At 59.9% G+C, this 16,740-nt stretch carries 13 protein-coding genes; 8 read left to right on the forward strand and 5 right to left on the reverse strand.

Annotated features, from left to right (window positions below; all coding sequences use genetic code 11):
• Positions 1-101: 101 nt before the first annotated feature.
• Positions 102-1,226 carry a DNA polymerase III subunit beta gene (dnaN, locus tag AC50X5_RS09530; protein ID WP_494975833.1) on the reverse strand — a complete coding sequence of 375 codons (1,125 nt, stop codon included), beginning with the start codon at positions 1,224-1,226 and terminating at the stop codon, positions 102-104.
• A 447-nt stretch (positions 1,227-1,673) separates the two neighbouring features.
• Positions 1,674-3,095 carry a chromosomal replication initiator protein DnaA gene (gene dnaA / locus AC50X5_RS09535; RefSeq protein ID WP_493983372.1) on the reverse strand — a complete coding sequence of 474 codons (1,422 nt, stop codon included), beginning with the start codon at positions 3,093-3,095 and terminating at the stop codon, positions 1,674-1,676.
• A 469-nt stretch (positions 3,096-3,564) separates the two neighbouring features.
• Here dnaA and rpmH point away from each other — a divergent pair, with 469 nt between their 5' ends.
• From rpmH to AC50X5_RS09575, 8 genes are all read left to right on the forward strand, one after another.
• On the forward strand, positions 3,565-3,702 hold the full coding sequence (gene rpmH, locus AC50X5_RS09540) for a 50S ribosomal protein L34 (protein WP_003800212.1): 138 nt from the start codon (positions 3,565-3,567) through the stop codon (positions 3,700-3,702).
• Positions 3,703-3,745: 43 nt separating this feature from the next.
• Positions 3,746-4,183 carry a ribonuclease P protein component gene (rnpA, locus tag AC50X5_RS09545; protein WP_494975834.1) on the forward strand — a complete coding sequence of 146 codons (438 nt, stop codon included), beginning with the start codon at positions 3,746-3,748 and terminating at the stop codon, positions 4,181-4,183.
• Positions 4,131-4,571, forward strand: coding sequence for a membrane protein insertion efficiency factor YidD (yidD, locus tag AC50X5_RS09550; protein WP_494975835.1), 441 nt, complete (start codon positions 4,131-4,133; stop codon positions 4,569-4,571). Before rnpA ends, yidD begins: the two co-directional genes overlap by 53 nt.
• Positions 4,572-4,587: 16 nt before the next feature.
• Positions 4,588-5,556 (forward strand): membrane protein insertase YidC, encoded by a 969-nt coding sequence (gene yidC, locus AC50X5_RS09555; RefSeq protein ID WP_494975836.1) that lies wholly within the window; start codon positions 4,588-4,590, stop codon positions 5,554-5,556.
• Positions 5,556-6,134 carry a Jag family protein gene (locus AC50X5_RS09560; protein WP_494975837.1) on the forward strand — a complete coding sequence of 193 codons (579 nt, stop codon included), beginning with the start codon at positions 5,556-5,558 and terminating at the stop codon, positions 6,132-6,134. The genes yidC and AC50X5_RS09560 overlap by 1 nt, the downstream gene beginning before the upstream one ends.
• 22 nt (positions 6,135-6,156) lie before the next feature.
• Complete coding sequence (gene rsmG / locus AC50X5_RS09565; RefSeq protein WP_494975838.1) at positions 6,157-6,807, forward strand: 16S rRNA (guanine(527)-N(7))-methyltransferase RsmG; 651 nt, start codon at positions 6,157-6,159, stop codon at positions 6,805-6,807.
• 82 nt (positions 6,808-6,889) lie between these two features.
• Positions 6,890-7,942 carry a ParA family protein gene (locus AC50X5_RS09570; RefSeq protein WP_494975839.1) on the forward strand — a complete coding sequence of 351 codons (1,053 nt, stop codon included), beginning with the start codon at positions 6,890-6,892 and terminating at the stop codon, positions 7,940-7,942.
• A 65-nt stretch (positions 7,943-8,007) separates the two neighbouring features.
• Positions 8,008-9,222 carry a ParB/RepB/Spo0J family partition protein gene (locus AC50X5_RS09575; protein WP_494975840.1) on the forward strand — a complete coding sequence of 405 codons (1,215 nt, stop codon included), beginning with the start codon at positions 8,008-8,010 and terminating at the stop codon, positions 9,220-9,222.
• Positions 9,223-13,604: 4,382 nt separating this feature from the next.
• Here the strand turns inward: AC50X5_RS09575 and trxA are convergent.
• From trxA to AC50X5_RS09590, 3 genes are all read right to left on the reverse strand, one after another.
• Positions 13,605-13,931, reverse strand: coding sequence for a thioredoxin (gene trxA / locus AC50X5_RS09580; RefSeq protein WP_463935875.1), 327 nt, complete (start codon positions 13,929-13,931; stop codon positions 13,605-13,607).
• A 36-nt stretch (positions 13,932-13,967) separates the two neighbouring features.
• Positions 13,968-14,924 carry a thioredoxin-disulfide reductase gene (trxB, locus tag AC50X5_RS09585; RefSeq protein WP_494975841.1) on the reverse strand — a complete coding sequence of 319 codons (957 nt, stop codon included), beginning with the start codon at positions 14,922-14,924 and terminating at the stop codon, positions 13,968-13,970.
• 233 nt (positions 14,925-15,157) lie between these two features.
• On the reverse strand, positions 15,158-16,657 hold the full coding sequence (locus tag AC50X5_RS09590; protein WP_494975842.1) for an ABC transporter substrate-binding protein: 1,500 nt from the start codon (positions 16,655-16,657) through the stop codon (positions 15,158-15,160).
• Between the last annotated feature and the right edge of the window lie 83 nt (positions 16,658-16,740).

Consider the following 16,740-nt stretch of genomic DNA (forward strand, 5'->3'; position numbering starts at 1 on the left):
GAGCTCTTTTCTGCGTTGGTGGGACGGTGGTTTTCCCAACTGTCTTGGCCCCCGCCGCCAGGGTTCCCTGCCTCGCTTGCGAGGCGAGGGTGGCGGTGGGACTAGTTGGGGAGGCGGACTGGCATCACGAGGTAGCGGTAGTCGCCCTGGTCATCACCGTCGGCATCAGCCTGGGCTGTGATCATGGCTGGCTTGGGTGCCGTGGTGAAGGAGAAGCGAACGAACTTGGTCTCGATGACGCTCAGGCCCTCAATCAGGTAGTGAGGATTGAAGGCAACAGTGATGTCCTCACCCGAAAGCTGGGCTTCCAGTTCTTCGGAAGCCTGGGCGTCTTCACCTGTTCCGGCATCAAGGTGCAGTTGGCCCTCGGTGAAAGCGAGTCGAACCGGGGTATTGCGCTCAGCAACCAGGGAAACACGGCGCACGGCTTCGACAAGTTCCTGGGTCTGGACAGTGGCGTGGATAGGAGTCGAATCGGGAAACAGGGAACGAATTTTTGGGTAATCGCCGTCAACAAGCAGCGAAGTTGTGGTCCGGCCGCCGCTTTCAAAGCCAATGAGCCTGCTGTCGTCGTTGGAGATGGCGAGGTTGATGTCACCGCTGTTACCCAGTGTTTTAGCAACCTCGTTAAGCGTCTTGGCTTTAACCAGTGCGCTGGTGGAGATGCCCGGAGTGACAGGCTTCCACGGAAGTTCGCGCATGGCCAGCCTGTAACGGTCAGTTGCCAGCAGTGTGATGAGGTCGTCTTCGATTTCCATCCGGACGCCGGTGAGGATGGGCAGCGTGTCATCCCGGCTGGCGGCGATGATCACCTGGGAAACGGCCTGGGCGAAGGAATCGCCGGCGACCGTACCGCTCAAGGTTGGCAGGGACGGCAAAGCCGGGTATTCAGCTTCGGGCATGGTGGCCAGGTGGAAGCTGCTTCGGCGGCAGGTGAGCGTCACCTTGTTGCCATCGGTTTGTACGTCCACCGGGGCTGACGGCAGGCTGCGGCAGATGTCGGCGAGGAGGCGTCCCGAAACCAGGATGGTGCCTTCGGTGCTGATGTCTGCAGGGATCTCAAGCCGCGCGGAGGTTTCGTAGTCAAAGCTGGAGAGGCTGACCGTGCCGGATTCGGCCTTGAGGAGAAGCCCGGACAAAACGGGCACGGGCGGCCGGGGAGACAGCGACCGGGCTGTCCAGGTGACGGCTTCTGCCAGGACGTCCCGTTCGACTCTGAACTTCACGGAAGGGTGCCGCCTTTCATTGCTGCTGTCATCTGAACTGCTGACAGCTTAGCCCGAAGACTTGGGATTCTCCCATCCCTGCCCGGCGGCCTGAGGGTGGCAGGCAGCGGGGCTGACCGTTTGGTGGAGCACTGTCCAAACCGCCGGAGCAGCCTGGAAACCTGGTTGTTGTTTGAGGGATTTCATTTTCTTGGGATTAGTAGTGTTAATAACCGCTGTGGAAACTGTGGATAACTCGATCTCGCGGTAGGAATCCGGGGTTAAGCCCTGTTCACCTACTGTGGGTGGGCTGTGTTTTAAACAGGCTGTGGATGGGGACAACATTTTCGGCCGATCCGACGATCCACAGGTGGCTTAAGGGTTTTAAGCCCATTAACCCCGGTTGTCCCCTTAAGAATCCACAGCCTTATCCACATGTACCTGTTAATAAGGCAAGAGTGCAGCAGCTCAGGAGTCGCGCTGCTGCTGTTTGATCCGGTTTGTGAGCTCAGTGACCTGGTTGTAGATCACACGGCGCTCGGCCATGAGTTCGCGAATTTTCCGGTCCGCATGGATCACCGTGGTGTGATCGCGTCCGCCCAGCTCCTGGCCGATCTTGGGCAGAGACATGTCGGTCAGTTCCCGGCAGAGGTACATGGCAATCTGACGAGCTGTCACCAGGGTCCGGGTGCGGGACTTGCTGCAAAGCTCTTCCATACTGAGCTTGAAGTAGTCGGCCGTCTGAGTGAGGATCTGGGCGGAAGTGATTTCCTGGGCACCGTCATCAGTAATCAGGTCCTTCAGGACCATTTCGGCCAGCGCCACGTCCACCGCCTGGCGGTTCAGGCTGGCGAATGCCGTTACCCGGATCAGTGCACCTTCGAGCTCGCGGATGTTGCTGGAAATTTTCGAGGCAATGTACTCCAGGGCGTCGTCAGGGGCCGACAATCCTTCGCTGAGAGCCTTTTTCCGCAGGATCGCGATGCGGGTTTCCAGTTCGGGCGGCTGGATATCGGTCAGGAGGCCCCACTCGAAGCGGGATTTCATGCGGTCCTCGAACCCCGCCAGCAGCTTGGGGGGCTGGTCAGAGGTGATGACTACTTGCTTGTTGTTGTTGTGCAGCGAGTTGAACGTGTGAAAGAACTCCTCCAGCGTCCGGTCCTTGCCGGCGAGGAACTGGATGTCGTCGATCAGCAGGACGTCCACGTTGCGGTACGTGGTCTTGAAGCTGGCGCCCTCGTCGTCCCGAATGGAGTTGATGAAGTCGTTGGTGAACTCTTCGGAGTTGACGTAGCGGACGCGGATGCCGCTGTAGAGCCGGCGGGCATAGTGTCCGATTGCGTGCAGCAGGTGGGTTTTGCCCAGCCCGGAGTCGCCATAGATGAATAGCGGGTTGTAGGCCTTGGCGGGCGCTTCCGCTACGGCAACCGCTGCGGCATGTGCGAAGCGGTTGGAGGAACCAATGACGAAGGTGTCAAAGACGTACTTCGGGTTCAGCCGGCCAAACTCATGTGAAGTGCTGGGCAGCATAGGCTGCGGCTTCTGTTCAATCAGCTGATCAGGTGAGAAGGAAGGTTCGACGGCGGGTTCCGGCTCTGCATGGATGGGAACCAGATCAGTGTCCACGTCGATCGCGCAGCGGATGTCCTCCGAGAAGACGTTATGCAGTGCATCGTCAAGGGCGTCTTTGACCTGCGTCTGGAGGACTTCGCGGGTGAGTTCGTTGGGCACGGCCACCAGCAGGGTTGAGCCGATGAGGCCTTGGGCCTGGGCCAGGATGACAAAGCCGCGCTGCCGGGGAGTAACCCGATCGTCCTGTTCCAGGAGGCTGACCACCCGCCGCCACGAACTTCCAACAGTATTGGCGTGGTTGGCTTCGTCAACGGTCATAAATCAGTTTCCTCAAACTTGCGGGCCTGCATTTTGTGCAGCCAGCAGGTCCGGAACCACTAGGTTGGCCCAGCCTTCTCCACAGGGTTATGCACAGACCGTGGATAATCGGCTACTGGGACACTCTAGGGGATGAAAAGCCTAGAAGATAGCTGGGGACTTGCTTGTGGATAATTACAACGGTGTGGTTCCAAAACAGGTCCTGTGAGGCACTTCATCCACAGGCTGAAAGGCCTACTTAGCCACAGTTGGGGATATCCGCTCCGCACTGCCCCGGTTTGACTGGGACCCGGTATTTGCCCTAACGTTGTGAAGTCCTTTGTGTCCGCTTTTTGGCCCCATCTGCATCCCTCTAACGCCAGGCGTTGGAGCAGCCGGGGGAAGTGGCACATACAAAACTTAGCGTCGGCCAGTTCTTCCCCAATTACTGATCGGGTGGGCGCACCTTTGATCCACTGGAGTAACTAACGTGAGCAAGCGGACTTTTCAGCCGAATAACCGCCGTCGAGCCAAGAAGCACGGCTTCCGCCTTCGTATGCGTACCCGCGCCGGCCGTGCCATTCTGGCAGCCCGTCGTGGCAAGGGCCGCACCGAGCTGTCGGCCTAAATTAACTGACTCGTCGGTTCAATAGTCTTTTGCGAGTTTGAAGGTGCTGGCCACCCGTAACCGCCTTAGGACATCAACCGATTTTTCGACAACTGTACGTTCCGGCGTCCGCAATGGACGCCGGAACGTAGTGTTATATGCGGCAACCCTTCCAGACGACCAACCCAGCAGAATCGGGTTCATCGTTTCCAAAAGTGTCGGGAACGCCGTGACCAGGAACCTCGTTAAGAGGAGACTGAGAGAAGCTGGCGCCGCGTCCTTGAAAAGGTACGGCACCGGCTATGCAATTGTTGTCCGGGCTTTGCCCGCGTCAGCCGCTGCAAGCTGGCAGCAGCTGCTCTCGGACTACAACGAATCGTTGGAGTCCACCATCAGGCGCCTGGGAAATCGTGGCGCGGCGCGGTCCGGTTCCCTGGACCAGGCCGCGGATGGATCACCAGCCGTCAACGGAACCACACAGGAAGGGACAGCGCGTGCGTGACACTAGTGCCGCCGTCGTCCGCTTCCTTCCTACCGTTGTTACCGCCTTGGGCAGAGTTATCTGGAACCTGCCGCGGAACATTCTAATTCTTCTCCTCAAGGCCTACCGCAAGGTGATTTCGCCCTTGTACGGCCAGGTCTGCCGATTTTTTCCGTCGTGCTCTGCTTACGCCCTTGAAGCGGTGACAGTGCATGGAGCCGTTAAAGGCACTTGGCTGGCCGCGCGCCGGCTGGTACGTTGCCATCCCTGGAATGCAGGCGGAGTGGACCATGTCCCCGCCGGACACAGGGAATGGCCTGTCGGACAGACCCCAACAATTGTTGTGTTGAACAACCCGGACAAGTTCCTGGCTGCTCGCACTGATGAAGAAGGCCGCTCGGCGGCCTGACGAATAGGGATAAAGTATGGACTTCTTTGAAACAATCATGTTTCCGTTCAAGTGGCTGGTGTCCGTCATTATGGTGGGCTTCCACGAGGGCCTGACCTTCATTGGCCTGCCTGAGGCTTCCGGCTGGACCTGGACACTGTCCATCATCGGGCTGGTCCTGGTGATCCGGGCAGCTCTCATCCCCGTCTTCGTCAAGCAGATCAAGGCCCAGCGTGGCATGCAGCTCCTGCAGCCTGACCTGAAGAAGTTGCAGGACAAGTACAAAGGCAAGACCGACCAGCTCTCCCGCCAGGCCATGGCGCAGGAACAGATGGCCATGTACAAGAAGCACGGCACCAACCCGTTCTCCGCCTGCTTGCCCATGCTGATCCAGATGCCGTTCTTCTTTGCGCTGTTCCAGGTTCTTTCCGGCATCAGCACGGCGCGCGATCAAAATAAGGGCATCGGCGCGATGAGCCATGGACAGGTGGAGCAGTTCGACGATTCCACTATTTTCGGGGCTACGCTTTCCGCCTCCCTGTTGCACGGCGGTGAGGGGAACCTCACGGCAGTATGGATCCTTTCGATCATCATGATCCTGGCCATGACGGCCTCGCAGTTCATCACGCAGAAGCAGATCATGGCGAAGAACATGTCCGAAGAGGCCATGGCCAGTCCGTTCATGCGCCAGCAGAAGATGATGCTCTACATCCTGCCCGTTGTCTTCGGCGTGGGTGGCATCAACTTCCCCATCGGCGTCCTGATCTACTGGACCACCACCAACATTTGGACCATGGCGCAGCAGTTCTTCGTGATCCGACGCATGCCGACGCCGGGATCCCCTGCTGCCAAGGCCCTGGCCGAGCGCCGTGCCGCCAAGGGCCTCCCCCCGCTGTCAATCCTCACCGGCAAGAAGGATGAAGAGGCCGACGCCGCTGCTGCCGTCGCTGCCCAGGCAAAGGGCCAGCGCGTCCAGCCACAACGCAAAAACAGGAAGAAGAAGTAATGTCTGTTGAAAGCACCGAGCAGTTTCCTTCCGTAGAAGCTGAAAATGATTCCGTACCGGCGGACCTCGTGGAAGAGGCCGCAGCAGAGGCCGGCACTCCCGGTGCTGCCGCTGGCCGGCTCGAGGAAGAGGGCGACGTCGCCGCTGATTACCTCGAAGAGCTGCTGGACATTGCTGATATCGACGGAGACATCGACATCGAGGTCCGCAACGGGCGCACCTACATCTCGATAGTTACTGACGAAGAATCGGACGCGCTGGATGCCTTGGTAGGCGAAGATGGCGAAGTCCTGGAAGCCCTTCAGGAACTGACCCGACTGTCAGTGCTCTCCGCAACCGAAAACCGCTCACGCCTGGTGCTGGACATCAACGGTTACCGCAAGGAACGTGCCGGCCACCTGCAGAAGATCGCTGAAGATGCTGTGACTACGGCGAAGTCAACGGGGGAACCTGTGGCCCTGGAGCCCATGAGCGCTTACGAACGCAAGATCGTCCACGACGCCGTGGCCGACCTTGGCTTCATCAGCGAGTCTGAGGGCGAAGGCGCCGGCCGTCACATTGTTGTTTCCGCCGAATAGTGGAACGCAGGAGCCGGTAACCATGGTTGACATCACCCCAGCAGAGCTGGCGGCGGCCGAGAAGATTTTTGGCAGCAGGCTGGACCTTGCCAAGCGCTATGTGGAGCACCTGGCTACTTCGGGTACCGAACGCGGACTTATTGGTCCTCGTGAGATCCCCCGCCTCTGGAGCCGGCATGTGCTCAACTGCGCTGTGATCGAAAGCGAGATTGCGCACGGAAGCCACGTGGCCGACGTCGGAAGCGGTGCTGGCCTGCCCGGGCTCTGCTTGGCGATTGCCCGTCCTGACCTTGAGTTGACACTCATCGAGCCGCTGGAGCGCCGCGTCATCTGGCTGCAGGAAGTGGTGGATGATCTGGAGCTGGGCAATGTGACGGTCATGCGGTCCCGTGCGGAGCTCGCCGTCGGCACCGTTGTGGCGGATGTTGTGACTGCCCGGGCTGTTTCTGCGCTGACTAATTTGGCTGGACTGACCATTCCCCTTCTGGGAGGGAAGGGGTTGGTGGTGGCCATCAAGGGACGCAGTGCCGGTGAAGAGATTGAGAAGGCAGCCAAAGTCATCCGGCGAATGGGCGGCCGGGAAACCTCGGTCGTTACGGTGGGAGCGGATCTTCTGGAGGAGCCCACCACGGTGGTCAGGATCGTTGTCGACAAGTCGCGAAAATCCGCCTGACCGGGGATGGCACCCCTCCGGATTATGGTGAAGCAGATAGGCTAGATAACGGCAGCAAGGCCAACGAGAGTGAGAGTGTGAAGTGAGTAGCAGTGAACCGGCCACGCAGCGGATCCCTCCGTTTGTGTCCCTGGGCTCAGCACGAGCGTTCTCTGCTCCGCCGGTTCCCTCCTCGAAACCACAATCAGTTGCAGGGAGCCAAAATATGCCTTCCGTTTCACGTGAACCGGTAAACGGTAAGAGCAACGTGATGGACGCGATGGATGATTCCAGCCCCATCGCCCGCGAACTGGCTCATGAGAACAAGCGCCGCGAACGCCTGGCCGGGCGCCGGCTGCCCAAGCCGGCCAAGACCAGGGTCTTTACGGTTTCCAACCAAAAAGGCGGAGTCGGCAAGACCACCACCACCGTCAACATCGCGGCAGCGCTGGCCAGCGCCGGGCTGAACGTGCTGGTAATTGATATTGATCCCCAGGGCAATGCCTCTACTGCACTGGGCGTGGAGCACCACGCGGACGTGGACAGCATTTATGACGTCCTCATCAACGATTTCCCCCTCGCCGATGTTGTGGCGCCGTGTCCGGACATCGCCAATCTGATCTGTGCTCCGGCGACCATCCACCTGGCCGGTGCCGAGATTGAGTTGGTCTCCCTCGTTGCACGCGAGCAGCGGTTACGCAGGGCCATTGACGTGTATGCAAAAACACGGGAGGCCAACGGCGAACCGGCGCTGGACTATATCTTTATCGACTGCCCGCCCAGCCTGGGGTTGCTCACCGTCAATGCCTTCTGTGCCGCCGGCGAAGTGCTGATCCCGATTCAGTGCGAGTACTACGCCCTTGAGGGACTTAGCCAGTTGTTGAAGAACATCGAGATGATCCAGAAGCACCTGAACGCAGACCTGGTGGTCTCCACTATTCTGCTCACCATGTACGATGGCCGCACCAACCTGGCCGCCCAAGTGGCAGCTGAGGTTCGCGAGCACTTTCCCGAACAGGTGTTGGGCGCTGTGGTTCCACGCTCCGTTCGTATCTCAGAGGCGCCCAGCTACCAGCAGACGGTTATGACCTACGACCCTTCGTCGAGCGGTGCCCTCTCCTACCTCGAAGCTGCTGCTGAAATTGCCGAACGTTAGAATCGAAAGACTCGCATCAACTGAGGCCGGGCCACGCCGGGCTGATCCACTGGAGGGAATTATCCATGAGTGAAAAGCGACGTGGTCTGGGCCGCGGCCTGGGAGCACTCATTCCGAGTTCCGCTGCAGCGGGGAGCGCAAGCAATGGTGCATCGCCATCGCGTCCAGTGGATCTGTTCTTTCCGGAGAGCCGGCAGCGCACCGCCACCACTGCACCGGTGGAGGACCTCAATGAGGCTCCCGCCGAAGACGTAAAAGTGACGGCGGCCCCGGCCGTTTCCCCCGGTTCTGCCGGTTCTGCCGGTGGAGGCAGGAAGACTCCCGCGAAGAAGACCCCTGCGAAGAAGACCACGTCCAAGGATGACTCAGCGGACGCCACCGTCCCTGCCGGGGATTCTGTGTCCGCCGTTGCGGCAGAGCCCAGCCCCGCGCCTTCACCTGGCGGTCCCGAACTGGTGGAGGTTCCCGGCGCCAGGTTCGCAGAAATCTCTGTCACCGATATTCATCCCAACCGCAAACAGCCCCGTTCGGTCTTCGATGAGGACGACATGGCAGAACTGGTGCACTCGGTTCGCGAAATTGGGGTCCTCCAGCCAATTGTTGTTCGTACTTCAACCGAAGACGATGGAGAACCCTATGAGCTGGTCATGGGTGAGCGTAGGTGGAGGGCTGTACAAGCGGCTGGTCTCGCAACCATCCCCGCCATCATCCGGGACACAACGGATGATGACCTTCTCCGCGATGCGCTTCTGGAAAACCTGCACCGCAGCCAGCTGAATCCTCTCGAAGAGGCGGCTGCGTACCAGCAACTTCTCGAAGACTTCGGAACCACCCACGAACAGTTGGCGGACAAGTTGGGCCGTTCCCGGCCTCAGGTGTCCAACACCCTCCGGCTGCTCAGGCTCCCTGCCCTGGTGCAGCGCCGGGTTGCAGCCGGCGTCCTGTCTGCGGGTCATGCGCGAGCCCTGCTGTCTCTTCCGGACGCTGCTGCGATGGAACGCTTGGCACAGCGCATTGTCGCCGAGGGAATGTCTGTTCGGGCCACCGAAGAAGCTGTCTCCATGTATCAGGATCCAGCCAAGCCCGCGAAAAACAACGTTCCTCGCCCAGGTGCTCGGCATGAGCGCTTGGACTACCTGGCTTCCTCGCTGTCTGATCGTTTAGATACCAACGTAAAAATTTCACTTGGTGTCCGAAAAGGGCGTGTCAGTATCGAGTTCGCGAGTGTTGAAGACCTAAACCGTATTATGGACGTCCTTGCACCCGGGGCGGACACTTAGACCCTCCTTGTTAAGAGGCACTGTTTCACGTGAAACAGTGCCTCTTTTTTGTCTATGCGGATCGCCGGGTCCCTCCGTCCGTGGTCCGTCTGAGGACGCGGACGCACCTGAAGAGCACTGGATCGGGCCCACCCGCTCTTCGGCGTGAATTGCTGGCATTTACCGCTGACGGCTGGGCCTCCTCCTGAATTAATACTGGCCAAGTTCGATTCCGTGTGGCTTGGGGTTCAGTGCGAGCTCAGAGCTGCAGTCGGGCCGCGTGCCTAGGGTGCCCAATGTCTTCTAAGAACCTGGTTAAATCCGGGATGGACGGACCCGCTCCCTCGTGTCCGCAATGACGTTCTGATGACCCGTGTGCCGAGGTAAACCGCGCAGTTAGCCAAACGCACTCCCGTCGCAGGGACCGGTCTCCTGCCTCCTGTGGAGGGTTGAAGCCAATGTGCAGGGTTCAATGAAGAGGTGGTTCGTCGTCGTGGGACCAAGGCGACACATCCAGGAACTTCTCCCTGTGCCATCGCATCCAAGCGTTATCACGGAGGTCGGGTTCTTCTTTTCGTATTGTTGTGTTCAGGCGGGATGGCCCAGTCACCGATGGTGCTGCTGGGTTGCCGTCTTGAAGCCCTTCCTGTCCATCAACGTGATGCCCGGGTTGCCTGGTCGTCGCAACTCCCACGTCGACAGCCCAGGCCACCGACATGTGTGAAGACGTGACGAAGTGAATCCGACAACCAGCGCCCCCTTCCGGCAGGGACCTGTATATCCAACATTCCGCTATATGGGCTGGAACGAGGTCGGGGGTCGAGGGAGGGTCGGATCAGCGTACAGAGATAAGGAGCGTCGCTTTCCGCTGGAAAACGAGGCAGACCTCGGTCCTGTCGGGGACAGGTGCTGCATGTTTCACGTGAAACATGCAGTGCTACTCGCTTCCCAGAGATCAGAGATCAGAGGGCGAGGGTAGGTCCCTTTTAACACATCGTATGCCCGATGGCCCAACGCTGTTGCTCTAGAGAACCACTGGTCGGGGCACGGTTTCGTTGTTCGGTACCGGACCCTGAGCGGCCCTTCCGGGTTTTTCGTGCGTCCAGTCCTAGATCTTAGAGAACCCACGCGCACCCCGGCCTTCGGATTGGAAGCCGGACACTGGTCGACCTCCAAGGGCACGTGGCGTGAGATCGATTGCCCTGACCTACAGTAGGTGTGCGGAAGGCATACTGATGCAGAACTTCCGTCTGGCGCAGTCCCTGTGGTACCCCCGGCTCTCCCGATCACCGTCGCGGAGAACTCCGTCCTGCTGGTTGGGGTTAGGGGCCATCGGCGATGTGGTCGGTCAGGGAGCAGAGTACGCAGTAGCATCGATGCCTCCAGGAAAACGCAATGAACCGCTCACGTGATCCCTCAGCCTCGCGAGTCCCACCGAACTGTAGCTAATGCACGGTGAGTGGTGGGCTGGAACCAGCGTCCTAAAAGAGCACCCGACGTCCGGCGTCCTGACAAGCCCACAGTTGAAGTCCGGGGCCCCGCCCAGTCTGTGGCCTGCGTCGACAGCTCGCGGTCGCGCGAGGCTGTGACCCTGAAGCTTCGCAATGGTCCTGGGGCGGAGGGAAACCACGAGAGTAGCCGCGTATTAGCCTGTGGATAACGATGTGGATGACTGTTCGGAGGTGACCACTGTTATCCACAGCCGGCGCCGCCCGAAGCGCCAAATATTGTGCGGTCACGTCGTCGGATCCGCCTAGCGCCCAATGCTGTTTCACGTGAAACATCCCTGTCCGTCAATCGGTAGGAGCCTGGGCGGTGGCGAGTTGCGCCTTGGAACCCCATCCTGGGCGAAAAACCGGTCAACAACGCCTGTTATCGGTGCGCCCGGGCGAAACAATGCGATGTTTCACAAGGTGACGGATACAGCGGAATTGGGGATCAGGATAGGCGAACCCTTTCGGCTCGGCCCAAATGACCGCTTCCTGGCCGCTTGTTTTCCACAGCAATCCACAAGCCTGTGGGTATCTACTGTGGAAAACAGTGTGGATATCCGCAGCGTATGGTGGGCAGAGAGTTGAGCCCAGCCGCCCTGAATTGTGGCTGGATTCGCGGTGTTGCAGTTCTACCTCCGATCAAAAAGCATGACAATCGCTCCCCATGTCCTTCGAACGGATCACGGACTGTCGCAGCGCAGGGTCAGTGCCGGCGTTCCATCCCCAGGCTTGGACGATACTTAGTCGTTCCCGGGAGCGGGCGGACGAACCGGCATTTATTGCTTTGGTTGTCAGGTCACGGACACGTCCAAGACGTCGGGGGCTAATGCCCTGACGTGAACGTGAAGTTGCACTGCATGGTGATCGGGAGTTTCGGCAGACCGCCATGCTGTTCATGACGTGCCTGCACCTGAGGCGGATCTGCTTCCGTCTGCTATCGCGGCCAGGCCAGCGGCGTCTCTAGGGTCATTGCGACTAAGGGACCCGATGCTGGGGTTCGGGCCGCTGGGGTGCAGGCTGCTGAGCGGAACCTGATCTCCCAAGCAAGGTCTACATGCGGGCATCGGGCATGATGGGCAGCAATTCAACTCCCCTGCTCCCATGGAAGGGAAGCCAGGCCGGCAAGGGAAACGCACTCGGTGGTGTAAGTCATGGAGGGATTTGTGTGCGGGACCTGGGCCGGCGTACAGGCCGACGACGGAGGGCCGCCGAAACCAGCGACGGTCCGCGGGCCTGTTCTACAGGTGACATGGCTGAGCACCTGCACGTTGGTTGACGCGGTGGTGCCAGGTGGGGTGGCCGAGGTCTTGCACCGGCTAGGTTGCTTTGCCGCAGGGGGTGCACCGGGTGAGCTGCTGCCCGAACAGTCTGGCTGCCAGCGTGATAGAGGGATGCGGCAGCGTGGTCGTACAGCGGCCGCAGGTCTGCACTGCCCGGGAATGTGAGCACCTTTGTGGTGAGCCGCTGGTTAGGTGAGCACCTTTGTGGTGAGCCGCTGGCCTCGTAGGCTCGGATGGTTCGGCTCGTGCCCGTCTTGCGCGTGTGGCCTTGTGAGCCTTCGTGGAACGTCAGCCACCTCGGAGGCACCGTGGGAGTGTGAAATGACCGGGAAGTGCACCCGTGCTTCGGATTCTGCGCAGGACGGCGGCCAGGGGTCTGCGCCCTAACGGGTTAGGACGGTTCGTCTGCACTGCTGGGGCAAGGGCTGTCGCGCCGGGCTGCCTTGAGGCGATGAGCGGATCCCGATCGCGGTGATCACCTCTGCCGGCTCCTCTTGAACTGCTGTCTTTCAAGACCTCCTGGATTCTTTTTCGGATAAAGCCAAGGGATACTAACGCTACGCATCCGGTTTACGACCGACTAATGCCAGGACGGTACCCTTCGTAAGGGACCATTGCTGTCTCCCGCTAACTGGGACATCCCCAACCAAGCCTGCGAGGAGCAGGTGTTTCACGTGAAACACCTGCATGCCGCAGGGGTAGAAGAAGCGCCGGCGGCAGTTCCAGAATCAGCAGGACAATAGCCCCGCGTTCTGAAGGTGCTAAGGAATGAATCCCCGTGCCGTATGCGCATACTGTTTGGGCAACAGGGACAGTTCTACGACGGGCTTTGGACTTTCAGCGGAGCGGCTTCAAGACTCCAATAGCTAAACTCATAACCGCATGTTCAGTAATTCGGTTCCCATTTCGTGGGAGCTCGCAGATCGGAGCTGGGACCTAGCCCCGTGTACCATCATCGATCGCCGTTTTCCCATTGAAGGTACGCTCCGCGGAACCTGTGTTTCACGTGAAACCTCGACGCTAATGCCAGTTGTACGTCACGATAACTGAGCCGGCATGGGCTGTCGGGTTCGGCTCGTCTCTGGGTGGAGAATCTATTCCGCTGACCACGTTGTCCCCATCTAGCTGTGATGGGATCTCATGGAGATCCCATGTTGGGTGTAAAGTACATGAGCCCGGACTACGCCGGGAGCCCGGCTGAACCATCTGATCGCGCCAAACGAGGTCCCGGCGATGGACCCGACCGAAGATAAACACTGGAGTCGCAAGAGCGTCCGGGCTGCAGGTACGCTTCCCCGTCGCATACCGCGTTGCCGCGCGGCCGAAAGTCCACGGAGCATCGTTTTACAGCCCACAACGCGACTCCCTCAGGCCGTGCCAGCAACTCGCTAGGCAACCAACAGGTTTTTCGGAGGACGATAACAGCTGCTCGAACGCCGATGTTTCACGTGAAACACTCCATTCGGAACTCGGTTCGGACAGCCGCCTCTGCAGGCCCCGTTCACGATCACGCTCTTCCGGTTTCTCCACGCAAGAAAAGTCGGTCAGCCTCAACTAGAAACGGCTGGCTAGGCAACGAAAAAGCAGGTTACCCTCCGAGGGGGTAACCTGCTTAGTCGATGGACAAGAGCTAGGACAGAACGTCTGCAAATTCCTTTTCGAAGAACTGCTTAGGCTTGGCGCCGATTACGGTGTTCTTCACTTCGCCGCCTTCAAAGAGGTACACCGCAGGAATCGAGGTGATCCCGTACTGGGCAGCGATAGCCGGATTGTCGTCAACGTTAACCTTGACGACGTTGACCTTCTCGCTGTACTCCACGGAGATCTCGTCCAGAATGGGACCCAGCTTGCGGCACGGACCGCACCATTCTGCCCAGAAGTCTACGATGACCGGTTTGTCGGCCGAAAGGACATCGGCCCCAAAGCTGGCGTCAGTTACTTCTTTTGCATTGCTCATGTGCATTCTCGCTTTCTAGGTGGTGTGTACGGCTGTTCAGGAGTGGAGGCTGGCCAGGTAGTGTTCGACGTCGATCGCCGCAACACAGCCGGAACCTGAGGCAGTGATGGCCTGGCGGTACGTGGGGTCCACGACATCGCCGGCTGCGAAGACACCCGGAAGGCTGGTCCGCGAGCTGCGGCCTTCCACAGCGATGGTGCCTTCCGGGGTCAGGTCCAGGACGCCCTTGATGAGGTCAGTGCGGGGATCGTTGCCGATTGCCACGAACACTCCGCTCACGGCCAGTTCTGATTCGGTTCCATCAACCAGGTTCTTGAGTTTCAGGGCGGTGACCTTGTCTGCGCCGATGATGTCTTCGACTGCACTGTTCCAGAGAAAATTGATCTTCTCGTGGGCAAGTGCGCGGTCTGCCATGATCTTGGATGCACGCAGCGTATCGCGACGGTGCACTACTGTGACGGACTTCGCGAATTTGGTGAGGAACAGGGCCTCTTCCATGGCGGAGTCACCGCCACCAATGACCGCAATGTCCTGGTCCTTGAAAAAGAAACCGTCGCAGGTTGCACACCAGCTAACGCCGTGGCCGGAAAGACGCTTCTCGTTGGGAAGGCCCAACTCACGGTAAGCGGATCCGGTAGAAAGAATAACTGCGCGGGCGCGGAAGGATTCACCGGTGGCGATGGTGACAGTCTTGATGTCGCCGTCGAGATCCAAAGAGGTTACGTCCTCAAACTGGATTTCCGTCCCGAAGCGGGAGGCCTGCTTTTCGAAGTTCTCCATGAGGTCCGGGCCCATGATGCCGTCTGGGAAGCCAGGGTAGTTCTCGACATCGGTAGTGTTCATCAACTCACCGCCCGCGGTCACGGATCCAGCCAGGAGCAGCGGCCTGAGGTTGGCTCGCGCGGTATAAACTGCTGCCGTGTAACCTGCCGGGCCAGAACCGACGATGATGACATCACGTACGTCTGACGCGGTGTTTTCTGCGTTGCTCACTTAACGGTGAACCTCTTCCTTGGTTGATGCGCCCGCGTATCACTGCCGGCTCATTGCACAACTGATTCCATTTGCTGAATATTCCAGCAGTGGTAGTGACGCGCCATACTTCGGAAGTGTCCGTCGCCGGACGCCGGGAAAAACCGGGGTGCCGGCCGCAGGACGCCTTAACAGGGTACCGTCTGGCGGACGGCACCCAGCGGCCCCGCTACCTGAGGTTGAGACCCGCAGCCCTACTGAACCCTGACCTCGGCCAGACGCAGGCCGTAGTTGTACATCGTCTTGGGCACCGCGAGGCGCGGCAGGGTATCAAGTTGCACGATCACGTACTGAGCAGTCACCGGCTCGGTCAGCGGCATCGTGAGATCGGTGGAGGTGAAGCTGTTGGTGCCCACCTGCTTGGCCCCCTCCAGTGACGGCCGATCGTTGGTGAGGACGCTGATCCGGCCTCCTGACGCGCCGAGCTGGCTGAGAGTAATTGAAGACACGGTGGACGGTTCCTGGAGCTTGATAACCAATGGAACGCCGCCGGAAACCAATCCTCCCCAGTTTTCCGTGGCGAACTCCATGTTCGACCAGAAGCTGGCAGGGTTACCGTCGTATGCCTTCACCAGGTCAGCGTCGTAGGTCGAGGCAAAGTCGAATGCGCCCTGGCGGGTGATACTTTCAATCACCGGCGTCACGGGGGCCGGCGCAGCATCAGTAGGACTCGGTTCTGCTGTGGAAGTTTCAGGGGCAGTGGTGGCTTGGGTGGGTTGGTTTGCCGCCGGAGTCGACGGGAACAGCGACCCGAGGTTGGTCAGGGCAAACACCAGGCCCGCAATCAGCACGGCGGCGAGCAAACCGCCGACGAGCCAGCGCAGGGAGCGTGGCTCCTTGCCGTTATCGTCAGCGTCGTCGTCATATTCGGCGACGATCGGTCCTGCGGAGGCGCCTCCGGCACCAGTTCCCGCTCCCGCGCCTGCGGTGTGGGCGAGGACCGGGGATGCGCCGCCCCGGCGATCGTCCCGATCAGGTTCGCCCGCATAATCCTCATCGGCCTGGTCGTAGGAGTAGTCATCCTCGGACCACAGTGAGACCTTGGGGGCAGGCTCCTCGCGCCCGGAAGATGAAGAGGAGGCTGCAGCAGCGCCGGCAGCAGCAACGCCAAAAGCAGGAGTTCCAGGAGTGGGAGCCACATTCTCCCTGGCATCCGAGGAAGCGGGCGAGGGAATGGGCGAGGCCGGCCGGGTTGCCGGACGCGGCGGCACGGACGCCCCCGCTGTCTGGTACGGGCTCACTTGGCTGGGGTGGGAGTCGTCGTACCGGATGTAGCCGGCAGGTTCGGCCTCGGCGTCGTGGTCCTCTTCCGGTTCGTTGGAACGCGGCTGGCCGAAAATCTCGCTGCCCAAGGTGTCCGTGAAGAACGGCTCAACGTAGGGCGGGTTGGGGGCAACCAGGAGATCCAGCAGTTCAGCAGCGGAGGTGTGGTTGGTGATCAGGTAGGTAGCTTCTTCGCTGACGCCAAGGTCAAGCACTTGAACGCCGCCAGGACGCTCGCCGGTGGCTACTTCGCGCGCACTTGAGGCCACTTGGTCGCCGTTGGAGGGTCCCGCAACGAGGATGCTGACAGGCCGGTTGAGCACCTGGTCGACTCCATCGAGCACCAGATCCTGGTCGTGCGAGGTCAATACCGTGGCTGTGACCTTGTAACGGCCACCAAGTACTGATCCAACATCGATCGGCTGGGACACGTGTTCCTCCTAGACTGTCCGGGAATTGCCGGCGCGGATCATTCCGCCGCCGTGCAAAGGCCCTTCGGCAGGCCGACAATCAT

The sequence above is a fragment of the Pseudarthrobacter sp. MDT1-40-2 genome, assembly GCF_059383595.1.

What these genes read in the sequence shown, in the direction of transcription:
- dnaA (WP_493983372.1), bottom strand. Translation starts at nt 3,095, where the DNA reads ATGACCGTTGACGAAGCCAACCACGCCAATACTGTTGGAAGTTCGTGG.
- yidD (WP_494975835.1), top strand. Translation starts at nt 4,131, where the DNA reads ATGGATCACCAGCCGTCAACGGAACCACACAGGAAGGGACAGCGCGTG.
- yidC (WP_494975836.1), top strand. Translation starts at nt 4,588, where the DNA reads ATGGACTTCTTTGAAACAATCATGTTTCCGTTCAAGTGGCTGGTGTCC.
- AC50X5_RS09560 (WP_494975837.1), top strand. Translation starts at nt 5,556, where the DNA reads ATGTCTGTTGAAAGCACCGAGCAGTTTCCTTCCGTAGAAGCTGAAAAT.
- rsmG (WP_494975838.1), top strand. Translation starts at nt 6,157, where the DNA reads ATGGTTGACATCACCCCAGCAGAGCTGGCGGCGGCCGAGAAGATTTTT.
- AC50X5_RS09575 (WP_494975840.1), top strand. Translation starts at nt 8,008, where the DNA reads ATGAGTGAAAAGCGACGTGGTCTGGGCCGCGGCCTGGGAGCACTCATT.
- trxA (WP_463935875.1), bottom strand. Translation starts at nt 13,931, where the DNA reads ATGAGCAATGCAAAAGAAGTAACTGACGCCAGCTTTGGGGCCGATGTC.